This is a genomic window from Bradyrhizobium sp. 482_C4_N1_8 (assembly GCF_052075965.1).
GTDB lineage: Bacteria > Pseudomonadota > Alphaproteobacteria > Rhizobiales > Xanthobacteraceae > Bradyrhizobium > Bradyrhizobium barranii.
Genome location: NZ_CP197231.1, coordinates 5625893 through 5642792, shown reverse-complemented (window position 1 = coordinate 5642792; position 16900 = coordinate 5625893). Strand labels below are relative to the sequence as shown.

The window sequence follows — 16900 nt, the reverse complement described above, 5'->3', positions numbered from 1 at the left end:
GTTCGGCTATTCAGGCTTGCTCCGGCGCCGGGGCGTCACCGGGATGCTGCCCCGCGCGTTGCGGAATCAGCAGCAGGCACACCAGCATAAAGGCTGCGATCACGACCGAGGCCAGCGGCCGGCTCAGCGCCAGCCCGCCGTGGTCGAGCGGCTTGTCGAGAAAGTCGCCGACGGTCGCACCCAGCGGACGCGTCAAGATGAAGGCGGCCCAGAACAGCGTGACGCGTGAGACGCGGGTCCAGAAGTAAAGTGCTGCGATAACGGCGAGTCCGGCCGCGAAGATCAATGCGCCGCCGCGATAGCCCATATCGCCGGTATCCGCGATCCAGTCGCCGAGCGCAGTACCCAGTGTTTGCGAAAAGGTGATCGCGCCCCAATAGAAGGCCTCAACGCGCGGTGTCCTGACGCTGTTGACCGAGATCGTTCCCTCGGCGCGATACCAGAGGCCGAGCACCAGCACGAGACAAGTGAGGAGCAGCGTCGAGCCGCCGGTATAGCCGATGCCAAGCGACCGGTCGGCGAAGTCAGCCATCGTGGTGCCGAAGGTGGTCGATGCGACGATGGTGCCCCAATACAGTGCTGGATGGAATTTGCGCGCGCGGACCTGCGCCGCGACCAGGACGATCATGGCCGCGAGGAACAGGCAGGTCCCGGCCAGATAGCCCCAGTTCAGCGTCATGGTGACGGTGTCACCGCCGGTCTCGCCGAGCGTGGTGGCGGCGATCTTGATGATCCAGAAACCGAGCGTGACCTCGGGGACCTTGCTCTCGCTGATGATATTGCTTTTGGTCTGATCTTCCATGGTGTCCTCGTTGATGCGTCAGCCGCGGACCGGGATCCGCGGCTGACGGGATGATGGCGCGCAGAGGCGTCAGGACTTCGTGGCGGTATTCATGGTCGCGAGCAGATCAGCGACTGCCTGTTTGCACTTCGCCGCATCCGGCGCGCTCGCGCGCAGCGCCTCCAGCGCGCGGTCGATCGCCTTGTCGACGGTGTGCCAATCGGCTGCCGCGCGCGGCTTCAATCCGGCTTCGGCCTCGTCCCATTTGGTCTCGAGGTCCTTGATCCTTGTCTTGGCAGCGGGGAGGTCGCCCTTGTCGATCAGCGCGGCGACGTCGACCACGATGCTCCGGAACTGCGTGAGATCGCCGAGCTTTGCGGTCGCGGCTTCCGCGAGGGGCACGAAGGTGAAGTGCTGGCTCGCGTGCATGTGCGGTTCGCCCGTGAAGGTCGTCAGCAGACAGACGGCGACGGCGGAAATCAGTTTCATCATGTGGTTTCTCCTGGTGGAGCTCCTGCTTCATGCAGAGAGCGGGATTTCGCGGTTGAAGCTATTGCGCCGGATCGGCACGGCGCCTGCCGTCGCCCTCGAAGGTCACCCAGGCGACGAGGCCGACGATCACGGTCAGGAAGGCGATGCTGGTCTGGCTCGTGCCGAGGCCGATGCCGCCGTACTCGCGCGATTGCGAGAGCAGATCGCCGAGCGAGGCGCCAAGCGGGCGGGTCAGGATGTAGGCAAGCCAGAAGGTGAGGACGGGATTGGCGCCGAAGTAATAGGCCATCATCACCGCCGCGATCAGCACGCCGAAGGCGGCGACGCCGAGCTGGAAACCGAGACCAAGTGCTTCGGTGGCAAGATCGCCTGCGGCCGTGCCGAGCGCGAAGGTGAACAGGATTGCCGTCCAATAAAACAGCTCGCGCCGCGTCGTCACGATGCTGTGGATCGATAGCGTGCGCTCGACGCCGTACCAGACCGCAAAGGTCGCGGCGAGCGCGCAAGCGAACGCCGCTGTGCTGATGTAGAGGCTGATCTCGAGCTTGTCGGTCAGGAGATCCGTAAGCTGCGTGCCGACGATACTGACGAGAACGACGGTCAGCCAGTAGATCCAGGGCACGTAGACGCGGCGGTTCAGTTGCAGCAACAGTGCTGCGACCAGCAGGCCGCTCATGCAGATCGCGGTCAGGCTGGCGCCGAGGCCGACATGCACCGCGAGATAGTCGGCGCCGGTCTCGCCAACCGTGGTCGAGAGAATCTTGATGGCCCAGAAGATCGCCGTGACTTCCGGAACCTTGTTCAGCATCCGTCTTGCGCCAAAACCTGAATATTGCGACACGCCCAAATCTCCCAAAGCCGAAGCGATGCGGGACCGTCGCGCAGGCGACTTAGGCCGGGCTTAGGGACGAGAATCTTCAATGCGGGGCGGCCTTCGCCGCATTTTGGGCCTGCTGGCGCTCCCTAACTCTGCGCTAAGTCGGAACGGTCATGATTTTGACGGCCGGATGGCCCGGCGGTTTCGAGGATCGAGCTTTGCGGGTTTTGCTGATCGAAGACGACAGGATGGTTGGAGCCGCCGTCGAACAAGCGCTCAAGGATGCTGCCTACGCCGTCGACTGGGTGAGGGATGGCGAGTCCGCGCTGCTTGCCGCCTCAGCCGAGTCTTACGAGGTGCTGCTGCTCGATCTCGGACTGCCGAATGCGGACGGTCGGGATATCCTGCGGCAGTTGCGCGCGAATGGCTGCAGGTGCCCGGTCATTATCGTCACCGCGCGGGATGGCGTCGATCACAGGATCGAAGGCCTCGATCTCGGCGCCGACGATTATCTGGTCAAGCCGTTCGAGATACGCGAATTGCTGGCACGGATGCGGGCGGTGCTTCGCCGCGAAGGCAGCGGTGCGCCCGCTGTGCTTGGCAACGGCAGGCTCAGTCTCGATCCTGCGACCCGCGAGGCGTCGCTGTGTGGCCAAACGGCCCTCCTGACCGCGCGCGAGTTCGCGCTGCTGCAGGCCTTGTTGACGCGCCCCGGCACCATCCTGTCGCGGAGCGAGCTCGAGCGGCAGCTTTACGGCTGGAACGAGGAGGTCGAAAGCAACGCGGTCGAATTCCTGATCCACACCATCCGAAAGAAGCTCGGTACGGAGGCGATCCGCAACGTGCGCGGGATGGGATGGATGGTGGATCGCGCGCCATGATCAACTCGCTGCGCGGCCGGCTGTTCATCAGCTTGACGACGATCGTGCTGGTGACCGGCCTCATCGGAGGCGTCTTCGCACACCGGTGGGCATTCGATGAGGCGATCGAGACGCAGGACTCCGTGCTGATCCAGATCGCGGGCCTCGTTCAGAGCGGTGGCTTCACCGGAGCTCAGGACCTCCATGGGGTCGATGAGAATTCCGAAGTCTGGCTGATGGAGCTGGGCAGGGCGCCGCAAGGCACACCCGAGGAGCGCCAGTTGTGGCGGCTTCAGGATGGGATGCGCGATGCAACGCGACAGGGAAAGCCGGTCCGGGTGGTGCTGAAGACGCGATCCGACGCCAGCCGGTTTGCGGTGGCCCAGAGCACGGGGGTCAGGGATGAGATCGCAAGTGACATGGCGCTCCGCACCGTGCTTCCGATCGCCGCGCTGATCCCTTGCCTGATGCTGGTGATCGCCATTGTCATTGCCGGATCGCTTCGGCCCATGGTCCGGCTGGCGGACGAACTCAACGCACGGCGTGCGGATGACATGACGGCGTTGCCGCTTCGCGACCTCCCAAGCGAACTGAATCCGTTCGTGTCTTCCATCAACGGCCTGTTGCAGCGCATGCACGAGATGATAGGGCAGCAGCGAAGGTTTATCGCGGACGCCGCGCACGAACTGCGCACACCGCTGACGGCGTTGAGCGTACAGGCTGAGAATCTCGATCACGTCGAACTGCCACCGGCCGCGCGCGAGCGCCTTGCAGCGCTTCGGCAGGGCATGAGTCGCAGCAAGCATCTTCTGGAGCAGTTGCTTGCGCTGGCGCGACACGACGCTGCGCCCACCGATTGCGGGCAATGGGAGGTTGTGGAGCTCGATCACGCGGCGAAGAGCGTCATCGCCGATCTCTTGCGGGAGGCGATCAGCCGCGGCGTCGATCTTGGTTTCGAACGGGCCGAGTCAGCTCCGGTGCGCGGCGAGCCGGTCATGCTCGCAGCCATGATCCGCAATCTTCTCGATAACGCGCTCCGTTTCACGCCGGCGGGCGGCAGGATCGATGTGGCGATTTACCGGGACGGCACCAAGGCTGTGCTTCAGATCGAGGACAATGGACCAGGCGTGTCCCCCGAAGAGATCGGCCGGATATTCGAGCCGTTCTTCCGTGGGCAGCGGCCGGAAGGCGAGGGCGTCGGTCTGGGCCTCTCGATCGTCAAGCGGATTGTCGATCGACTTGGGGGATTGATCGACGCTGCGAACATCACGGAGGGCGAACGAAGCGGATTGCGGATCGTCATCAAACTGCCCGCGGCGGCCGCGTAATGTCACTCCCCCTGGATCCATTCCGCCACGCCGCGCCACAGCGTGTCGCGGTGCTCGGGGCGGAAGAAGCCGAAATGGCCGATCGCCTTGGCGCCGACGTCGGACGGCTTCACCGTCAGCACCTCCGGCTTGATCGCGGAGAAGCCGCTCGCGAGCAGCTCGACCGCAGGCCGCGTCGCCCAGGGATCGTCGGAGAAGCAGAGCGCGCGCAGCTCGCCCTTGAACTTTGCGAAGTTCTCCAGCGCCGGTAATTTGGAGTCGAACAGATAGCGCGGGCTGGAGACCCAGTCGGCCCATTGCAGGAAGACGCCCTTGGGCAGATCCTCGCCGATGCCGGCCCAGCCCGGCGCGTAGCCGAGCGTGTGGACGAGCGGCACGCCGACGAAATTCATGAAGGCGTAGACGCGATATTTTTCCGGCGACGCCATCAGCCGCCAGGTCGCGGCCTGCGAGGCCACGAAGGCGGCGCGTGAAATATCGCTGTTGTTGTCGATCAGCCCCAGCGCCTGGCCGCCGAAGGAGTGGCCGACATAGGCGAGCGGCAGGGTGGTGTAGCGCTCGCGCATCCAGCGCACCGCGGCGGTGACGTCCTGCGCGGCCCAGTCCGACATCGAGGCCTTGAATCCGACCAGCGATTTCGGCTGGTTGTAGCCGACCATCGCCGGCTGCCGGGAATCGCCGATGCCGCGATAATCGTAGGTCAGGACCGCGCAGCCGCGATGGGCGAGGTAGGAGGCAAAGCCGCGATAGATCTTTCGCGGGACGGCGGTGGCGGAGTTGATCAGCACGGCATGGCGTTTGGAGCCGCGCGGCAGGAACAGGGTGCCTGCCAGCGGATACCCGTCCGTCGCCGGGAAGGTGATCTCGTCGATGAAAACGTCGTCGCGCGCCGCGTCCATGGGCAGCCGATGTCCTGCCGGTTTCCTTGCCAGCCCTCAGCAAATGCGAATTCGGCTTTCCCCGCAAGGGTTTGCAGTGCGAAATGGATTTACAACTGGCGGCGGGGGACCGGGCTGTGTATAAGGCGGCCCTCGCAACCCACAGATCAGGTTGTGCTTTTTTACTTCACGGAGAGATTGCGATGTCCGAGCGGTGGACGCCCGAGTCCTGGCGCAGCAAGCCGGTGCTACAGGTGCCCGATTATCCCGACGCCAAGGCCCTGGCCGACGTCGAGGCGCAGCTTGCGACCTTTCCGCCGCTGGTGTTCGCGGGCGAGGCGCGCAATCTGAAGAAGTCGCTGGCCCGCGTTGCGGCCGGCGAGGCCTTCCTGCTCCAGGGCGGCGATTGCGCCGAGAGCTTTGCCGAGCACGGCGCCAATAACATCCGCGATTTCTTCCGCGTGCTGCTCCAGATGGCGGTGGTGCTGACCTATGCCGGCGCGGTGCCGGTGGTGAAGGTTGGCCGCATTGCCGGCCAGTTCGCAAAACCGCGGTCGTCGCCGACCGAGAAGATTGATGGCGTCGAGCTGCCGAGCTATCGCGGCGACATCGTCAACGACATCGCCTTCACCAGGGAAGCGCGCGTGCCGGACCCGCAGCGCCAGCTGATGGCTTACCGCCAGTCGGCTGCGACGCTAAACCTGCTGCGTGCGTTCGCGACTGGCGGCTTTGCCAATCTCGGCAGCGTGCATCAATGGATGCTGGGCTTCCTGAAGGACTCGCCGCAGTCCCGCCGCTACAAGGAGCTGGCTGACCGCATCTCCGACGCGCTCAACTTCATGCAGGCCTGCGGCCTCGACCTCGAGAGCCATCCGGAGCTGCGCGCGACCGATTTCTACACCAGCCATGAGGCACTGCTGCTCGGCTACGAGCAGGCCATGACCCGCGTCGATTCCACCACCGGCGACTGGTACGCGACCTCGGGCCACATGATCTGGATCGGCGACCGTACCCGCCAGCTCGATCACGGCCATGTCGAATATTTCCGCGGCATCAAGAACCCGATCGGCCTGAAGTGCGGCCCGTCGCTCAAGCCCGACGAGCTCTTGAAGCTGATCGACGTGCTCAACCCCGACAACGAGCCTGGCCGGCTGACGCTGATCAACCGGTTCGGCTCCGACAAGGTCGCCGACCATCTGCCGGGACTGATCCGCGCCGTGAAGCGCGAGGGCAGGGTTGTGGTCTGGTCGTGCGATCCCATGCACGGCAACACCATCACCTCGACGTCAGGCTACAAGACGCGCCCGTTCGACCGCGTCCTGTCGGAGGTGAAGTCGTTCTTCACCATCCACGCGGCGGAAGGCACGCACGCCGGCGGCGTGCATCTGGAGATGACCGGTCAGGACGTCACCGAGTGCATCGGCGGCGCCCGTGCGATCACCGACGAGGATCTCAACGATCGCTACCACACGGTCTGCGATCCCCGCCTCAATGCCGAGCAATCGATCGACATGGCTTTCCTGATCGCGGAGCTCCTCAAGCAGGAACGCGCCGGCAAGGCCAGGCCGATGCCGGTCGCCGCGGGGCTCTAACACCTTGCTGCGGATCTGGAAGGCGACGATCAATTCACGCAACGGTCTGGCCTTCGCGTTCCGGTCGGAGCAGGCCGTTCGCGAGGAGATTTTTGCGCTCATCCTGTCGGTGCCGCTGGCCTGGTTCGTCGCCGCGACGGCGCTGCGGGCGGTCGAGCTGGTCTGTTCGGTTGCGTTCGTGCTGACGGTCGAGCTGCTCAACACCGCGATCGAGAAGCTTGCCGACCGCCTGACCATGGATCACGACAAGCAGATCGGGCGGGTCAAGGATATGGGCTCGGCCGCGGTCGGCGTTGCGCTGCTGATGGCCGGCGCGTTCTGGATCATCGCCATCATCGAGCGATTGGGGTTCCTCTGAAGCGGAGTGCGGCGGCCATGACCGAACGTCTCAACGTATTCGCGGTCACGCTCGCCCAGCTCAATCCGACCATGGGCGACATCGAGGGCAATGCCGCGAAGGTACGTGCCGCGCGCGCGCAAGCCAGGTCCGACGGCGCCGATCTCGTGCTGTTTCCGGAATTGTTCATCGCCGGCTACCCGCCGGAAGATCTGGTGCAGAAGCCGGCGTTCCAGGACACCTGCCGCGCCGCGATCGAGGCGCTCGCGCGCGAGACCGCGGATGGCGGCCCGGCGGTGCTGGTCGGCACGCCCTGGATCGAGGACGGCAGGCTCCATAATGCCTGCGCGCTGCTCGATGGCGGAAAAATCGCCGCACTTCGCTTCAAGTGCAATCTGCCGAATTACGGCGTGTTCGACGAGAAGCGGCTGTTTTCGCGCGGCCCTGCCGCAGGTCCCGTGACCGTGCGCGGCGTGCGGATCGGCGTGCCGATCTGCGAGGACATCTGGCTGGAGGAGTCCGAGGATTACGAGAACGTGGTCGAGACGCTGGCCGAGACCGGCGCCGAGATCATCCTGGTGCCGAACGGCTCGCCCTATGCCCGCGACAAGAGCGACGTGCGCCTCTCTGTCGCCGTGGCGCGTGTCACCGAGAGCGGTCTGCCGCTGGTCTATCTCAACCAGGTTTGCGGCCAGGACGAGCTGGTGTTCGACGGCGGTTCCTTCGCGCTCAACGGCGATCTCTCGCTCGCGGCGCAATTGCCGGCGTTCGAAGAGAGCGTCACCACATTGCGCTTCACCAGGAACGGCGGGGATTGGCGCTGCGCGGGGCCGATTGCCGCGCAGCCCGAGGGCGACCACGCCGACTACGCCGCCTGCGTGCTGGGCTTGCGCGACTATGTCGCCAAGAACGGCTTTCCCGGCGTGCTGCTCGGCATTTCCGGCGGCATCGACTCTGCTCTCTGCGCGGCGATTGCGGTCGATGCGCTCGGTGTCGACCAGGTGCATGGCGTGATGCTGCCTTATCGCTACACCGCGGCGAGCTCGATCGCGGACGCGGGCGAGCTCGCCGGGCATCTCGGAATCCGCTACGAGGTGCTGCCGATCGCTGAAGCCGTGACCGGCTTCGAGACCATCCTGTCCGGCATCTTCAAGAACCTGCCGCCCGATATCACCGAGGAAAACCTGCAGGCCCGCACCCGCGGTACGTTGCTGATGGCGATCTCCAACAAGACCGGCTTGATGGTGGTGACCACAGGCAACAAGTCGGAAATGTCGGTCGGCTACGCCACGCTCTATGGCGACATGAACGGCGGCTTCAATCCGATCAAGGACATCTACAAGACGCAGGTGTTTCGGCTGGCCGCACTGCGCAACCACTGGAAGCCCGACGGCGCGCTCGGGCCTGCGGGCGAGGTCATTCCGCCCGATATCATCACGCGCCCGCCGACGGCGGAGCTGCGCGAGAACCAGACCGACCAGGACTCGCTGCCGCCTTATGACGTGCTCGACGCCATCCTGGAGCGTCTCATTGAGCGCGAGGAGCCGCTCGACAAGATCATCGCCGCCGGCTTCGACCGCGAGACGGTCACCCGCATCGATCATCTGCTCAACGTCGCCGAGTACAAGCGCCGCCAGGCCGCACCGGGCGTGAAGGTGACGGCCAGGAATTTCGGCCGCGACCGCCGCTATCCCATCACCAACCGCTTTCGCGACAAGGGCGAGCCGTTGCCTGCGGCGGACGAGACGCTGGTCTCACGCGGCAGCAAGGCGTCGATCGACGCGTTCGAGGGCTGATGCGAGCCGCGCGGCGGGGCAGGCGATGGCGCCCCACCGCTGTCATCATCCGCGAGGGCGGATGATCCAGTACTCCGTGGCGGGCATTGTAGGAACCGACTGCTGACACGGGTTACTGGATGCCCCGCCTTCGCGGGGCATGACAGTGCGAAATCAGCTTGCTGCTACGACGGGACTGCGAAAAACATCACCCGAAGCAAGTGGGTGTATTCGGATTCGAGCACCATGATGGTCACAAACACCATCACCGCGATCGGCGGCAGCAGGATGGCATAGGCGAGGGCCAGTCGCTCCCAGGCCATGTGCATGAAGACGGCGACGATCAGGCCAGCCTTCAGCACCATGAACACCAGGATCAGCGACCACCTGAGGTAGCCGTGCAGGCCAAAGTAGTCGACGAGGTAGGAGCACGTGCTGAGGACGAACAGCCAGCCCCAGACCACGAGGTAGAGCTTGATCGGGTGCTGTTGCCCCTTGGCGTGCACGGCTGCTGTTGCGACTGCGCCATGCGCCGGAGCGTGGAGCTGGCCTTCCATGTGTACCGCCGCGTTTGTCATGCGCCGACCTCACCAAAGATAGAACAATGCAAAGATGAACACCCACACGAGATCGACGAAGTGCCAGTACAGGCCCGTGATCTCGACGATCTCGTAATAGCCCTTGCGGCTTGTGAAGAAGCCGCGCCTCTCGACGTCGAAGTCTCCACGCCAGACCTTTCGCGCGATCGCGATCAGGAAGATCACGCCGATCGTCACGTGGGTGCCGTGGAAACCGGTGATCATGAAAAAGCTTGAGCCAAACTGCGCCGCGCCCCATGGATTGCCCCAGGGTCGAACGCCCTCCATGATCAGCTTGGTCCATTCGAACGCCTGCATTCCGACGAAGGTTGCGCCGAATGCCGCCGTGACCAGCATCAGGATTGCGGTTCTCACGCGATCCCGGCGGTAGCCGAAATTGACGGCCATCGCCATTGTTCCGCTGCTGCTGATCAGGACGAAGGTCATGATGGCGATCAGGATCAGGGGGATGTGGTTGCCCCCGATATTGAGGGCGAAGACTTCGCTGGGATTCGGCCACGGCACGGTCGTGGACATGCGCGCCGTCATGTAGGAGAGCAGGAAGCAACTGAAGATGAAGGTGTCGCTGAGGAGGAAGATCCACATCATGGCCTTGCCCCAGGACACGTTCTTGAAGGCGCGCTGATCGGACGCCCAGTCGGCGGCGATGCCGCGCCAGCCTTCAAGCCGCGCAGGCGATTGGCCCGAATGTGTCAGCACGGTTTCAGCCATCTGGTCTCGCCTCCCTAGCTCAGCAATTGACGGCAGATGTTGACGAAATCGTCGGTCCAGCCCGTGAGAAGACCGAGCAGGACAAGCCAGACCAACAGCAGGAAGTGCCAGTAGATGGCGCACAGCTCCACGCTCAAGCGCATGTCGGCGATCTCGGTGCCGCGCCACACCTTGGCCGAGGTTCGCCCGAGGGCCACCAGGCCGCCCGTCAGATGCAGCCCGTGCACCGCAGTCAACAGGTAGAAGAAGGAATTGGCCGGATTGGACGCCATGAAATATCCGGCAGCCCCGAGCCGTTGCCAGGCCAGGAGCTGTCCGGCGAGGAAGATCACGGCAGATGCTCCGCCGGCGAGCAGACCGATCTTGACGCTCTCGGTATCGTCTCGCCCGGCAGCCACGTACGACCATTGCAGCGCGACACTGCTCAGGACCAGGACGCCCGTGTTGACCCACAGCAGCCGCGGGACCGGCAGCGGCCGCCAGTCCACCACGCTCATGCGCATCGAGTAGGCGCTGATGAAGAGGACGAACAGTGTGCTCGCGACAGCGAGAAACACGCCAAGTCCGACCTTCGCTGCCGGCCAGGTCATGCTATCGCCGCCGGGGAAGTCACCGACCGAGCCTTCCTCCAGCCAGGGCTTGGCCATCAGCCGCTGCTGCGACAGCCACCATCCGGCGATCACCGCAAGCACAGCCAGGAACAGGATGATGGCGCTCACGAAGCAGCTCCCTGAACGAGCTGCGTCGCGCGTGGCGGCTGGTTCTGCGGAATGAAGTCCTCCGCAGCACCGGGCACACTGTAGTCATAGGCCCAGCGGTACACGACCGGGAGCTCCTTGCCCCAGTTGCCGTGCCCTGGGGGCGTCTCCGGCGTCTGCCACTCCAGCGTCGTCGCCCGCCACGGATTGCCGCCTGAGGCCTCACCCTTGAACAGGCTCCAGGCAAGATTGAACAGGAACACCATCTGGCTGAAGCCGACGGTCAAAGCCACCACGGAGATGAAGGCGTTCAGTGTATGGGCCGAGGACGGGATGAACGCCGTGTCGCCGAGTTCGAAATACCGGCGCGGAACCCCGAGCAGTCCAAGATAGTGCATGGGGAAGAAGATCAGGTAGGCGCCGAGGAAGGTGACCCAGAAGTGAAACTTGCCCAGGAGGTCGTTCAGCATCCGTCCCGTGACCTTGGGGTACCAATGATAGATCGCGCCGAGCACGACCATGATCGGTGCCACGCCCATCACCATGTGGAAATGCGCGACCACGAACATGGTGTCCGAGAGGGGCACGTCCACGACGACGTTGCCGAGGAAGAGGCCGGTGAGGCCGCCATTCACGAAGGTGATGATGAAGCCGAGGGCGAACAGCATCGGCACCCTGAGATGAATGTCGCCGCGCCACAGGGTCAGCACCCAGTTATAGACCTTGATCGCAGTGGGGATTGCGATGATGAGCGTCGTGGTGGCGAAGAAGTACCCGAATTGCGGGAACATGCCGCTCACATACATGTGGTGCGCCCACACGACGAAGCTGAGCGCACCAATCCCCACGATCGCCCAGACCATCATGCGATAACCGAAGATGTTCTTGCGCGCATGCGTGCTGATCAGATCCGAGACGATGCCGAAGGCGGGCAGGGCGACGATGTAGACCTCGGGGTGGCCGAAGAACCAGAACAGATGCTGGAAGAGCAGCGGGCTGCCGCCGCCATATTTCGACAGCTGGCCCATCTCGACGAGGGAGGGCATGAAGAAGCTGGTTCCCAGGAGACGGTCGAGCAGCAGCATGACCGAGGCAACGAACAGTGCAGGGAATGCCAGCAACGCCATGACGGTCGCCGTGAAAATGCCCCACACCGTCAGGGGCAGGCGCATCAACGTCATGCCGCGGGTGCGCGCCTGCAGCACCGTGACCACGTAATTCAGCCCGCCCATGGTGAAGCCGATGATGAACAGGATCAGGGACGACATCATGAGAATGATGCCCCAATCCTGCCCGGGCGTTCCGGAGAGGATGGCTTGCGGCGGGTATAGCGTCCAGCCGGCGCCGGTGGGGCCGCCGGGCACGAAGAATGTCGAGGCCAGCACCAGGACTGCGAGCAGGTAGACCCAGTAGCTCAGCATGTTCACATAAGGGAAGACCATGTCCCGGGCGCCGACCATCAGCGGGATCAGGTAGTTGCCGAAGCCGCCGAGGAACAATGCGGTGAGCAGATAGATCACCATGATCATGCCGTGCATGGTGATGAACTGGAGGTACTGGTTGGCATCGATGAAAGAGAAGGTGCCGGGGAATCCCAGTTGCAGGCGCATCAGCCACGACAGCACCAGGGCCACCAGCCCGATGGCCGAGGCCGTCAGCGAATACTGAATGGCGATCACCTTGGCGTCCTGCGAGAAGACATACCGTGTCCACCAGCTCCTTGGATGATAGAGCTCGACTTCAGGTACTTCGGCAGGCGGGATGCCTGCGATCCCTTCATATGGAATATCGACCATAGAAACCTCCTCGGTCGCTTCCATCGGGGTGAGGCGTTGGCCTCGTGCACCCGATCTATCTTCGCGGCGGCAGTTTTGCTACTTGCCACCGGATTGGTACGTCGCCTTCACGACAGCCCTTGCCGGCGACAATTCGGCAAACGTCTTTTGTTGCTCCAGCCAAGCGTGATATTCACGCTCTTCGTCGACGATGACCTTGGCCCGCATCTGATAATGAGCCGCGCCACAAAGCTCCGCACATAGAACGTCGAACGTTCCGGTTCGGATCGGCGTTATCCAGAAATAGGTCACCATGCCAGGGACCATGTCCATCTTGGCGCGGAATTCGGGCACGTAGAAATCGTGCAGGACATCAACCGAGCGGAGGAGAACCTTGACCGGTTTTCCCATTTGAAGGTGCAGGTCGCCGTTCTCGATTACGACGTCGTCTTGCGCATGCGGGTCGTCACGATTGAGTCCCATCGGATTGTCGGAAGCGATGTTGCGGACATCGGATGTGCCCAGCCGCCCATCCTTGCCCGGAAGGCGGAAGCTCCATTGCCATTGCTGGCCCATGACTTCGACCTCGGTGGCATCCGCTGGCACCGTCACGAACTGGTGCCAGACCACAAGGCCAGGCGCCAGCATGGCCGCGACGCCGACGCCGGTCCCGACGCTCAGCCACCATTCGAGCTTTTTGTTTTCCGGATTGTAGTCAGCCCGTCGTCCCTCTTTGTGGTGAAAGCGGAAGACGCAATAGGCCATGAAGGCGATGACCGCGACGAAAACGAAGCCCGTGATCCAGAACGTGATGCTGATGGTGTGGTCGATATAGGCCCAGTTCGTGGCGATCGGCGTCCACCACCACGGGCTGTAGAGGTGAAACAGCACCGAGCCGATCGCGACCAGAAGCAGTATCAGTGCGACAGCCATCCTGATCCATCCTTGCCATCGAAGGCTACGGATACGAATCCAGGGCGGAGCTCACGTCTGTCGCGATGGCGGACTTTCTCTACGCGGACATCTATGCTGACATATGCGCCATCACCGCGCCTCTTGCCTCGCCCATTCAACCAGTCGCGATATTCAAGAGGAAGACCGCGACCGCTGGGGGCGTCCAGGCATTTAAAATGATCCCCCGCGAACCCGGCGTCAATAGCATGTCAACACGCTTACGCGGCGTGGGCGATCGATGTTGCCGTGCGAGCTGGCGAGCCTCGGTCGCATTCTCGATGTGATGCATCGCACAAAATATGCGACGCACAATTCACCCAGCCGGGAGCGCTGGTCATTCCAGATCGCGCGCGCTAAGCTCGGGGCGCAGGTCGCGACGGGTTTCGTCCGGCTAAGCTCCTTCCTCGTTGAGCCTGGAACTGCCGTACTCGGCTCGATCGCGTCTCCCGCACATAAGGGCGGATACGCGCGGCCGGAAAGCGCGCCGTTTGCCGCCGCGACTTTCAGCAGAGGAGGGTGTGTCCATGGCCACTCTTTATCCCGACAACATCATAAAGCGGCACCTGTTCGGCGAAGCGGCCTCCTACCCCATTCGCAAGATCAGCTTGTCCGACCTGACCGAGGCCCTTCGCCTGGGTTGGGAGGATTTCCAGGCGATGCCGAGCCACGCGATCGTCGTGTGCGTGATTTATCCCGTTCTCGGTCTCGTCCTGTTCAGGATGGTTCTCGGCTATTCGGTGCTGCCGCTCCTGTTTCCGCTGGCTGCCGGCTTTGCCTTGATCGGCCCTTTTGCCGCGATCGGTCTCTATGAACTCAGCCGGCGTCGCGAGCGCGGCGAGGAGGTCGATGCATGGGATGCGATCAAGGTGCTGCGCGCACCGTCGTTCGGCGCCATGGTCGAGCTCGGCGTGCTCCTGCTGGTCCTGTTCGGGGCCTGGATCGGTGTCGCGAACGCAATCTATGTCACGATCTTCGGTCACGCGGCGGCCGCAAGCATTCCCGACTTCGCAACGCGCGTGCTGACGACACCGGAGGGCTGGTCGCTCATCATCGTCGGTTGCGGTTGTGGCTTCCTGTTTGCGGTTGTGGCCTTGTGCGTCAGCGTCGTGTCGTTTCCGTTGATGCTCGACCGGCATGCGACTGCGATCGACGCGATCCGCACGTCGCTCCGAGCGGTGGCCGCGAATCCGGTTGCGATGGCCGGATGGGGCCTCATCGTCGCGGCACTGCTCGTGATCGGCTCGCTGCCGTTCTTCGTCGGTCTCGCTGTCGTCCTGCCGGTGCTCGGTCATGCCACCTGGCACCTCTATCGGCGGGTGGTCGAGCCGAATCCGAATCCACCGGACGAGCCGCCGCCGCCCCCGAAGGGAAAGCGCTACGCAGCGGACTTTCCGGCCAATCTCTTCCCGTGGAGCCGCGAGGGTAAGCAGTAACAGCGAAACGGCCGCACCTGGCGGCCGCCTTCGCGGGGCATGACGGGTTAGAGCCTACTTCTGCTGCTGCGGCAGGAACGTCGGACCGACCGAGCGGATCGGCTTGTTCTCCGACGACGGGGTGGCCGTGCCGGTATCCGCAGGCGCGGCCGCAGCCGGTGCGCTGGCCGTCGTCGGCGCGGGAGCCGCGCTCTTCTTGGCAGTCGCAGGCGTGCCCTTGTTGAGCCGCTGCTGCTGCATCTTCTTGGCGCTCTCCTCGGTGACGATGATGTCACCCTGCTGCTCGGCCGCCGCCTTGTCGTCGGCGGATTTCAGCGCGTCGGCCCAGGTCTGGCCTGCGGCCTTGCAGGAGCAGGACGGGTTGAACTCGCTGCGGAATTTGAACGCGGTCGGCAGCGCCGTGTAGGGCTGGCCGCTGGTGGAGACCGCGGAGTTCATGTCCTCGCCGGGATTGCGATGGGTGTAGAGCACGGCTTCCGCGGCCGGGCACAGCGCCTTGCAGGTCTTCTCGTCGTCGGGGAAGCGCGCCGGCACGGTGGCAAACGAGACCGGGAAATAGGCGCCGTCGCAGGTGCGCACGCACACGGTGCGGTAGGTGCCGGATTGCGGTCCGAGATCGGAGGGCGGCACGCCTTGCGGATTGTTGGGGTTGTTGCCGCCGCCGCCGAACAGATTGTTCAGGAAGTTGCCGCCTTGCGATTGCGCGGCGTTGGCATATTGCGGGCCGCAATTGTTCTGCGCCAGCGCCGCCAGCACCGAGCGGCGCTGGTTGTCGCGCTCCGGGCTGAAGCCGCCGGGGCCGCCGCCGCGCAGGCGTTCGAGATTGCCGGTGATCTGGTCCAGATTGGCGCGCATCTGCTGGATCTGGGTGTTGACCGGACCGCATTGCGCCGACTGGCCGTTGAACAGCGAGAAGAAGCCGGAGGAATCGCAGCCCATGCGCTTGGCCTGCATGGTGACGCGGTCGAGCTCGGCCTGCTGCTTGGCCTGGGAATCCTGGTAGCGGCGGATCTGGTCTTCGCGCGCGGGGTCGCCACCGCCGCCGCCACGATCAAGCCCGGCGAGCTGGCCTTCCAGCCGCACGCACATCGGATTGGGGCCGAGCCCGTTCTGGCCGGGCTGAGGCGGCGGGCCGGGCGGGCCGGCTTGCGCGAAAGCACCGTTGGCGAGCACGACCGTGCTCAGAAGCACGGTGCAGGCAAGGATGGAGCGAGCACGGGAGAGAGACAAAAATTCAGGCATATCCGCCATTCTAGCGAGGTCACGGCCCAGCGTGATTTTGGGGGCCGACGCGCGCCCTCCAATAGCCGCTTCCTGCGGTATCGTCACGTCGTTTCAGGGGCCGAAAACTGGTCCTAAGGTCCGCCAGCTCCGAGGGAATTCAGCGCTGGCAGGTGATTGCGACATATTCGTCGCAATGGCCATGGGAGCAGTTTGCGCCAGTTTTGGGGACAGAGCCGGTAATTTCGTCGGGATCGACCCGGCGATAGGCCGAGGCCTGGGCAAAATCGCGTGACTGGCAATAGGTGCGCGCGACCTGTGCGCCGCATTTCTCACCCTTGGCGAGGCACTGGTCGACACCGTAGCCGTCCGCCTGGTTGGCGATGATGAAGACGCGGGTCTCGGCGAGCGCGCTGGATGCCGCGATGATGGAGGCACAAGAGACGAGCGCGAGCAGGGATCGCATGGGTGCACCGGGGCTTTAGGGAACCGCCGGGTTCCAAGTAAACTCAAAAGGTTAAGGATGATGAACCATCAAGGCGGGGCGGCCGCGCTTTGCGGAGATAAAACGGCGTTTTCGCGGCTCTCTTGACGCGGGGGCGCCTGATAGCCCATATGTGGCCGCATGTACGGTCTCCTCGCCATTTGT

The 16900-nt window shown here is 63.9% G+C and carries 17 protein-coding genes; 6 read left to right on the top strand and 11 right to left on the bottom strand.

Going from position 1 to position 16900, the window contains the following annotated elements:
- Nucleotides 1–10: 10 nt before the first annotated feature.
- The 3 genes from AB7Z56_RS27320 to AB7Z56_RS27310 form a co-directional block, all read right to left on the bottom strand.
- Entirely contained in the window at nucleotides 11–802 is a 792-nt protein-coding gene (locus AB7Z56_RS27320) for a COG4705 family protein (protein WP_441256556.1), read from the bottom strand.
- 69 nt (nucleotides 803–871) lie between these two features.
- Nucleotides 872–1210 carry a hypothetical protein gene (locus AB7Z56_RS27315; protein ID WP_441256842.1) on the bottom strand — a complete coding sequence of 113 codons (339 nt, stop codon included), beginning with the start codon at nucleotides 1208–1210 and terminating at the stop codon, nucleotides 872–874.
- A 121-nt stretch (nucleotides 1211–1331) separates the two neighbouring features.
- Complete coding sequence (locus tag AB7Z56_RS27310; RefSeq protein WP_441256841.1) at nucleotides 1332–2081, bottom strand: COG4705 family protein; 750 nt, start codon at nucleotides 2079–2081, stop codon at nucleotides 1332–1334.
- Nucleotides 2082–2308: 227 nt separating this feature from the next.
- Here AB7Z56_RS27310 and AB7Z56_RS27305 point away from each other — a divergent pair, with 227 nt between their 5' ends.
- The gene (locus AB7Z56_RS27305) at nucleotides 2309–2971 is read left to right on the top strand and encodes a response regulator transcription factor (protein WP_441256840.1); all 663 of its coding nucleotides are present in this window, start codon (nucleotides 2309–2311) and stop codon (nucleotides 2969–2971) included.
- Complete coding sequence (locus AB7Z56_RS27300; RefSeq protein ID WP_441256555.1) at nucleotides 2968–4278, top strand: ATP-binding protein; 1311 nt, start codon at nucleotides 2968–2970, stop codon at nucleotides 4276–4278. Before AB7Z56_RS27305 ends, AB7Z56_RS27300 begins: the two co-directional genes overlap by 4 nt.
- A 2-nt stretch (nucleotides 4279–4280) precedes the next feature.
- Here the strand turns inward: AB7Z56_RS27300 and AB7Z56_RS27295 are convergent, their stop codons facing one another.
- Nucleotides 4281–5177 carry an alpha/beta hydrolase family protein gene (locus AB7Z56_RS27295; protein ID WP_441256554.1) on the bottom strand — a complete coding sequence of 299 codons (897 nt, stop codon included), beginning with the start codon at nucleotides 5175–5177 and terminating at the stop codon, nucleotides 4281–4283.
- A 182-nt stretch (nucleotides 5178–5359) separates the two neighbouring features.
- Between AB7Z56_RS27295 and AB7Z56_RS27290 the strand changes: the two genes are divergently transcribed.
- From AB7Z56_RS27290 to AB7Z56_RS27280, 3 genes are read left to right on the top strand one after another with little or no spacing between them, the layout of a single operon-like run.
- On the top strand, nucleotides 5360–6748 hold the full coding sequence (locus AB7Z56_RS27290) for a class II 3-deoxy-7-phosphoheptulonate synthase (protein ID WP_441256553.1): 1389 nt from the start codon (nucleotides 5360–5362) through the stop codon (nucleotides 6746–6748).
- A gap of 4 nt (nucleotides 6749–6752) precedes the next feature.
- Nucleotides 6753–7106 carry a diacylglycerol kinase gene (locus tag AB7Z56_RS27285; protein ID WP_063983991.1) on the top strand — a complete coding sequence of 118 codons (354 nt, stop codon included), beginning with the start codon at nucleotides 6753–6755 and terminating at the stop codon, nucleotides 7104–7106.
- Nucleotides 7107–7123: 17 nt separating this feature from the next.
- Entirely contained in the window at nucleotides 7124–8881 is a 1758-nt protein-coding gene (locus tag AB7Z56_RS27280; protein ID WP_441256552.1) for an NAD+ synthase, read from the top strand.
- A gap of 164 nt (nucleotides 8882–9045) precedes the next feature.
- On the opposite strand, the gene AB7Z56_RS27275 is transcribed toward AB7Z56_RS27280, so the two are convergent.
- The 5 genes from AB7Z56_RS27275 to AB7Z56_RS27255 form a co-directional block, all read right to left on the bottom strand.
- Nucleotides 9046–9438 (bottom strand): cytochrome C oxidase subunit IV family protein, encoded by a 393-nt coding sequence (locus AB7Z56_RS27275; RefSeq protein ID WP_441256551.1) that lies wholly within the window; start codon nucleotides 9436–9438, stop codon nucleotides 9046–9048.
- A 9-nt stretch (nucleotides 9439–9447) separates the two neighbouring features.
- Entirely contained in the window at nucleotides 9448–10170 is a 723-nt protein-coding gene (locus AB7Z56_RS27270; RefSeq protein WP_439034579.1) for a heme-copper oxidase subunit III family protein, read from the bottom strand.
- Nucleotides 10171–10184: 14 nt separating this feature from the next.
- Nucleotides 10185–10889, bottom strand: a complete 705-nt coding sequence (locus AB7Z56_RS27265; protein WP_441256550.1) for a cytochrome c oxidase subunit 3 — start codon at nucleotides 10887–10889, stop codon at nucleotides 10185–10187.
- Nucleotides 10886–12664: a cbb3-type cytochrome c oxidase subunit I gene (locus tag AB7Z56_RS27260; RefSeq protein WP_441256549.1), complete on the bottom strand. Its 1779-nt coding sequence runs from the start codon at nucleotides 12662–12664 to the stop codon at nucleotides 10886–10888. The genes AB7Z56_RS27265 and AB7Z56_RS27260 overlap by 4 nt, the downstream gene beginning before the upstream one ends.
- A 78-nt stretch (nucleotides 12665–12742) precedes the next feature.
- Nucleotides 12743–13576 carry a cytochrome c oxidase subunit II gene (locus AB7Z56_RS27255; RefSeq protein ID WP_071915136.1) on the bottom strand — a complete coding sequence of 278 codons (834 nt, stop codon included), beginning with the start codon at nucleotides 13574–13576 and terminating at the stop codon, nucleotides 12743–12745.
- Nucleotides 13577–14121: 545 nt separating this feature from the next.
- Between AB7Z56_RS27255 and AB7Z56_RS27250 the strand changes: the two genes are divergently transcribed.
- Nucleotides 14122–15030: a DUF2189 domain-containing protein gene (locus AB7Z56_RS27250; RefSeq protein ID WP_166105719.1), complete on the top strand. Its 909-nt coding sequence runs from the start codon at nucleotides 14122–14124 to the stop codon at nucleotides 15028–15030.
- 54 nt (nucleotides 15031–15084) lie between these two features.
- Here AB7Z56_RS27250 and AB7Z56_RS27245 read toward each other — a convergent pair whose 3' ends face one another.
- Both AB7Z56_RS27245 and AB7Z56_RS27240 read right to left on the bottom strand, forming a co-directional pair.
- Nucleotides 15085–16281 (bottom strand): DUF2865 domain-containing protein, encoded by a 1197-nt coding sequence (locus AB7Z56_RS27245; RefSeq protein ID WP_441256548.1) that lies wholly within the window; start codon nucleotides 16279–16281, stop codon nucleotides 15085–15087.
- Nucleotides 16282–16411: 130 nt separating this feature from the next.
- A complete protein-coding gene (locus AB7Z56_RS27240; RefSeq protein ID WP_063983982.1) occupies nucleotides 16412–16717 on the bottom strand; it encodes a hypothetical protein in 306 nt (101 codons plus the stop codon).
- Between the last annotated feature and the right edge of the window lie 183 nt (nucleotides 16718–16900).

What these genes read in the sequence shown, in the direction of transcription:
- AB7Z56_RS27320 (WP_441256556.1), bottom strand. Translation starts at nt 802, where the DNA reads ATGGAAGATCAGACCAAAAGCAATATCATCAGCGAGAGCAAGGTCCCC.
- AB7Z56_RS27315 (WP_441256842.1), bottom strand. Translation starts at nt 1,210, where the DNA reads ATGCACGCGAGCCAGCACTTCACCTTCGTGCCCCTCGCGGAAGCCGCG.
- AB7Z56_RS27310 (WP_441256841.1), bottom strand. Translation starts at nt 2,081, where the DNA reads ATGCTGAACAAGGTTCCGGAAGTCACGGCGATCTTCTGGGCCATCAAG.
- AB7Z56_RS27300 (WP_441256555.1), top strand. Translation starts at nt 2,968, where the DNA reads ATGATCAACTCGCTGCGCGGCCGGCTGTTCATCAGCTTGACGACGATC.
- AB7Z56_RS27295 (WP_441256554.1), bottom strand. Translation starts at nt 5,177, where the DNA reads ATGGACGCGGCGCGCGACGACGTTTTCATCGACGAGATCACCTTCCCG.
- AB7Z56_RS27290 (WP_441256553.1), top strand. Translation starts at nt 5,360, where the DNA reads ATGTCCGAGCGGTGGACGCCCGAGTCCTGGCGCAGCAAGCCGGTGCTA.
- AB7Z56_RS27280 (WP_441256552.1), top strand. Translation starts at nt 7,124, where the DNA reads ATGACCGAACGTCTCAACGTATTCGCGGTCACGCTCGCCCAGCTCAAT.
- AB7Z56_RS27275 (WP_441256551.1), bottom strand. Translation starts at nt 9,438, where the DNA reads ATGACAAACGCGGCGGTACACATGGAAGGCCAGCTCCACGCTCCGGCG.
- AB7Z56_RS27270 (WP_439034579.1), bottom strand. Translation starts at nt 10,170, where the DNA reads ATGGCTGAAACCGTGCTGACACATTCGGGCCAATCGCCTGCGCGGCTT.
- AB7Z56_RS27260 (WP_441256549.1), bottom strand. Translation starts at nt 12,664, where the DNA reads ATGGTCGATATTCCATATGAAGGGATCGCAGGCATCCCGCCTGCCGAA.
- AB7Z56_RS27255 (WP_071915136.1), bottom strand. Translation starts at nt 13,576, where the DNA reads ATGGCTGTCGCACTGATACTGCTTCTGGTCGCGATCGGCTCGGTGCTG.
- AB7Z56_RS27250 (WP_166105719.1), top strand. Translation starts at nt 14,122, where the DNA reads ATGGCCACTCTTTATCCCGACAACATCATAAAGCGGCACCTGTTCGGC.
- AB7Z56_RS27245 (WP_441256548.1), bottom strand. Translation starts at nt 16,281, where the DNA reads ATGGCGGATATGCCTGAATTTTTGTCTCTCTCCCGTGCTCGCTCCATC.
- AB7Z56_RS27240 (WP_063983982.1), bottom strand. Translation starts at nt 16,717, where the DNA reads ATGCGATCCCTGCTCGCGCTCGTCTCTTGTGCCTCCATCATCGCGGCA.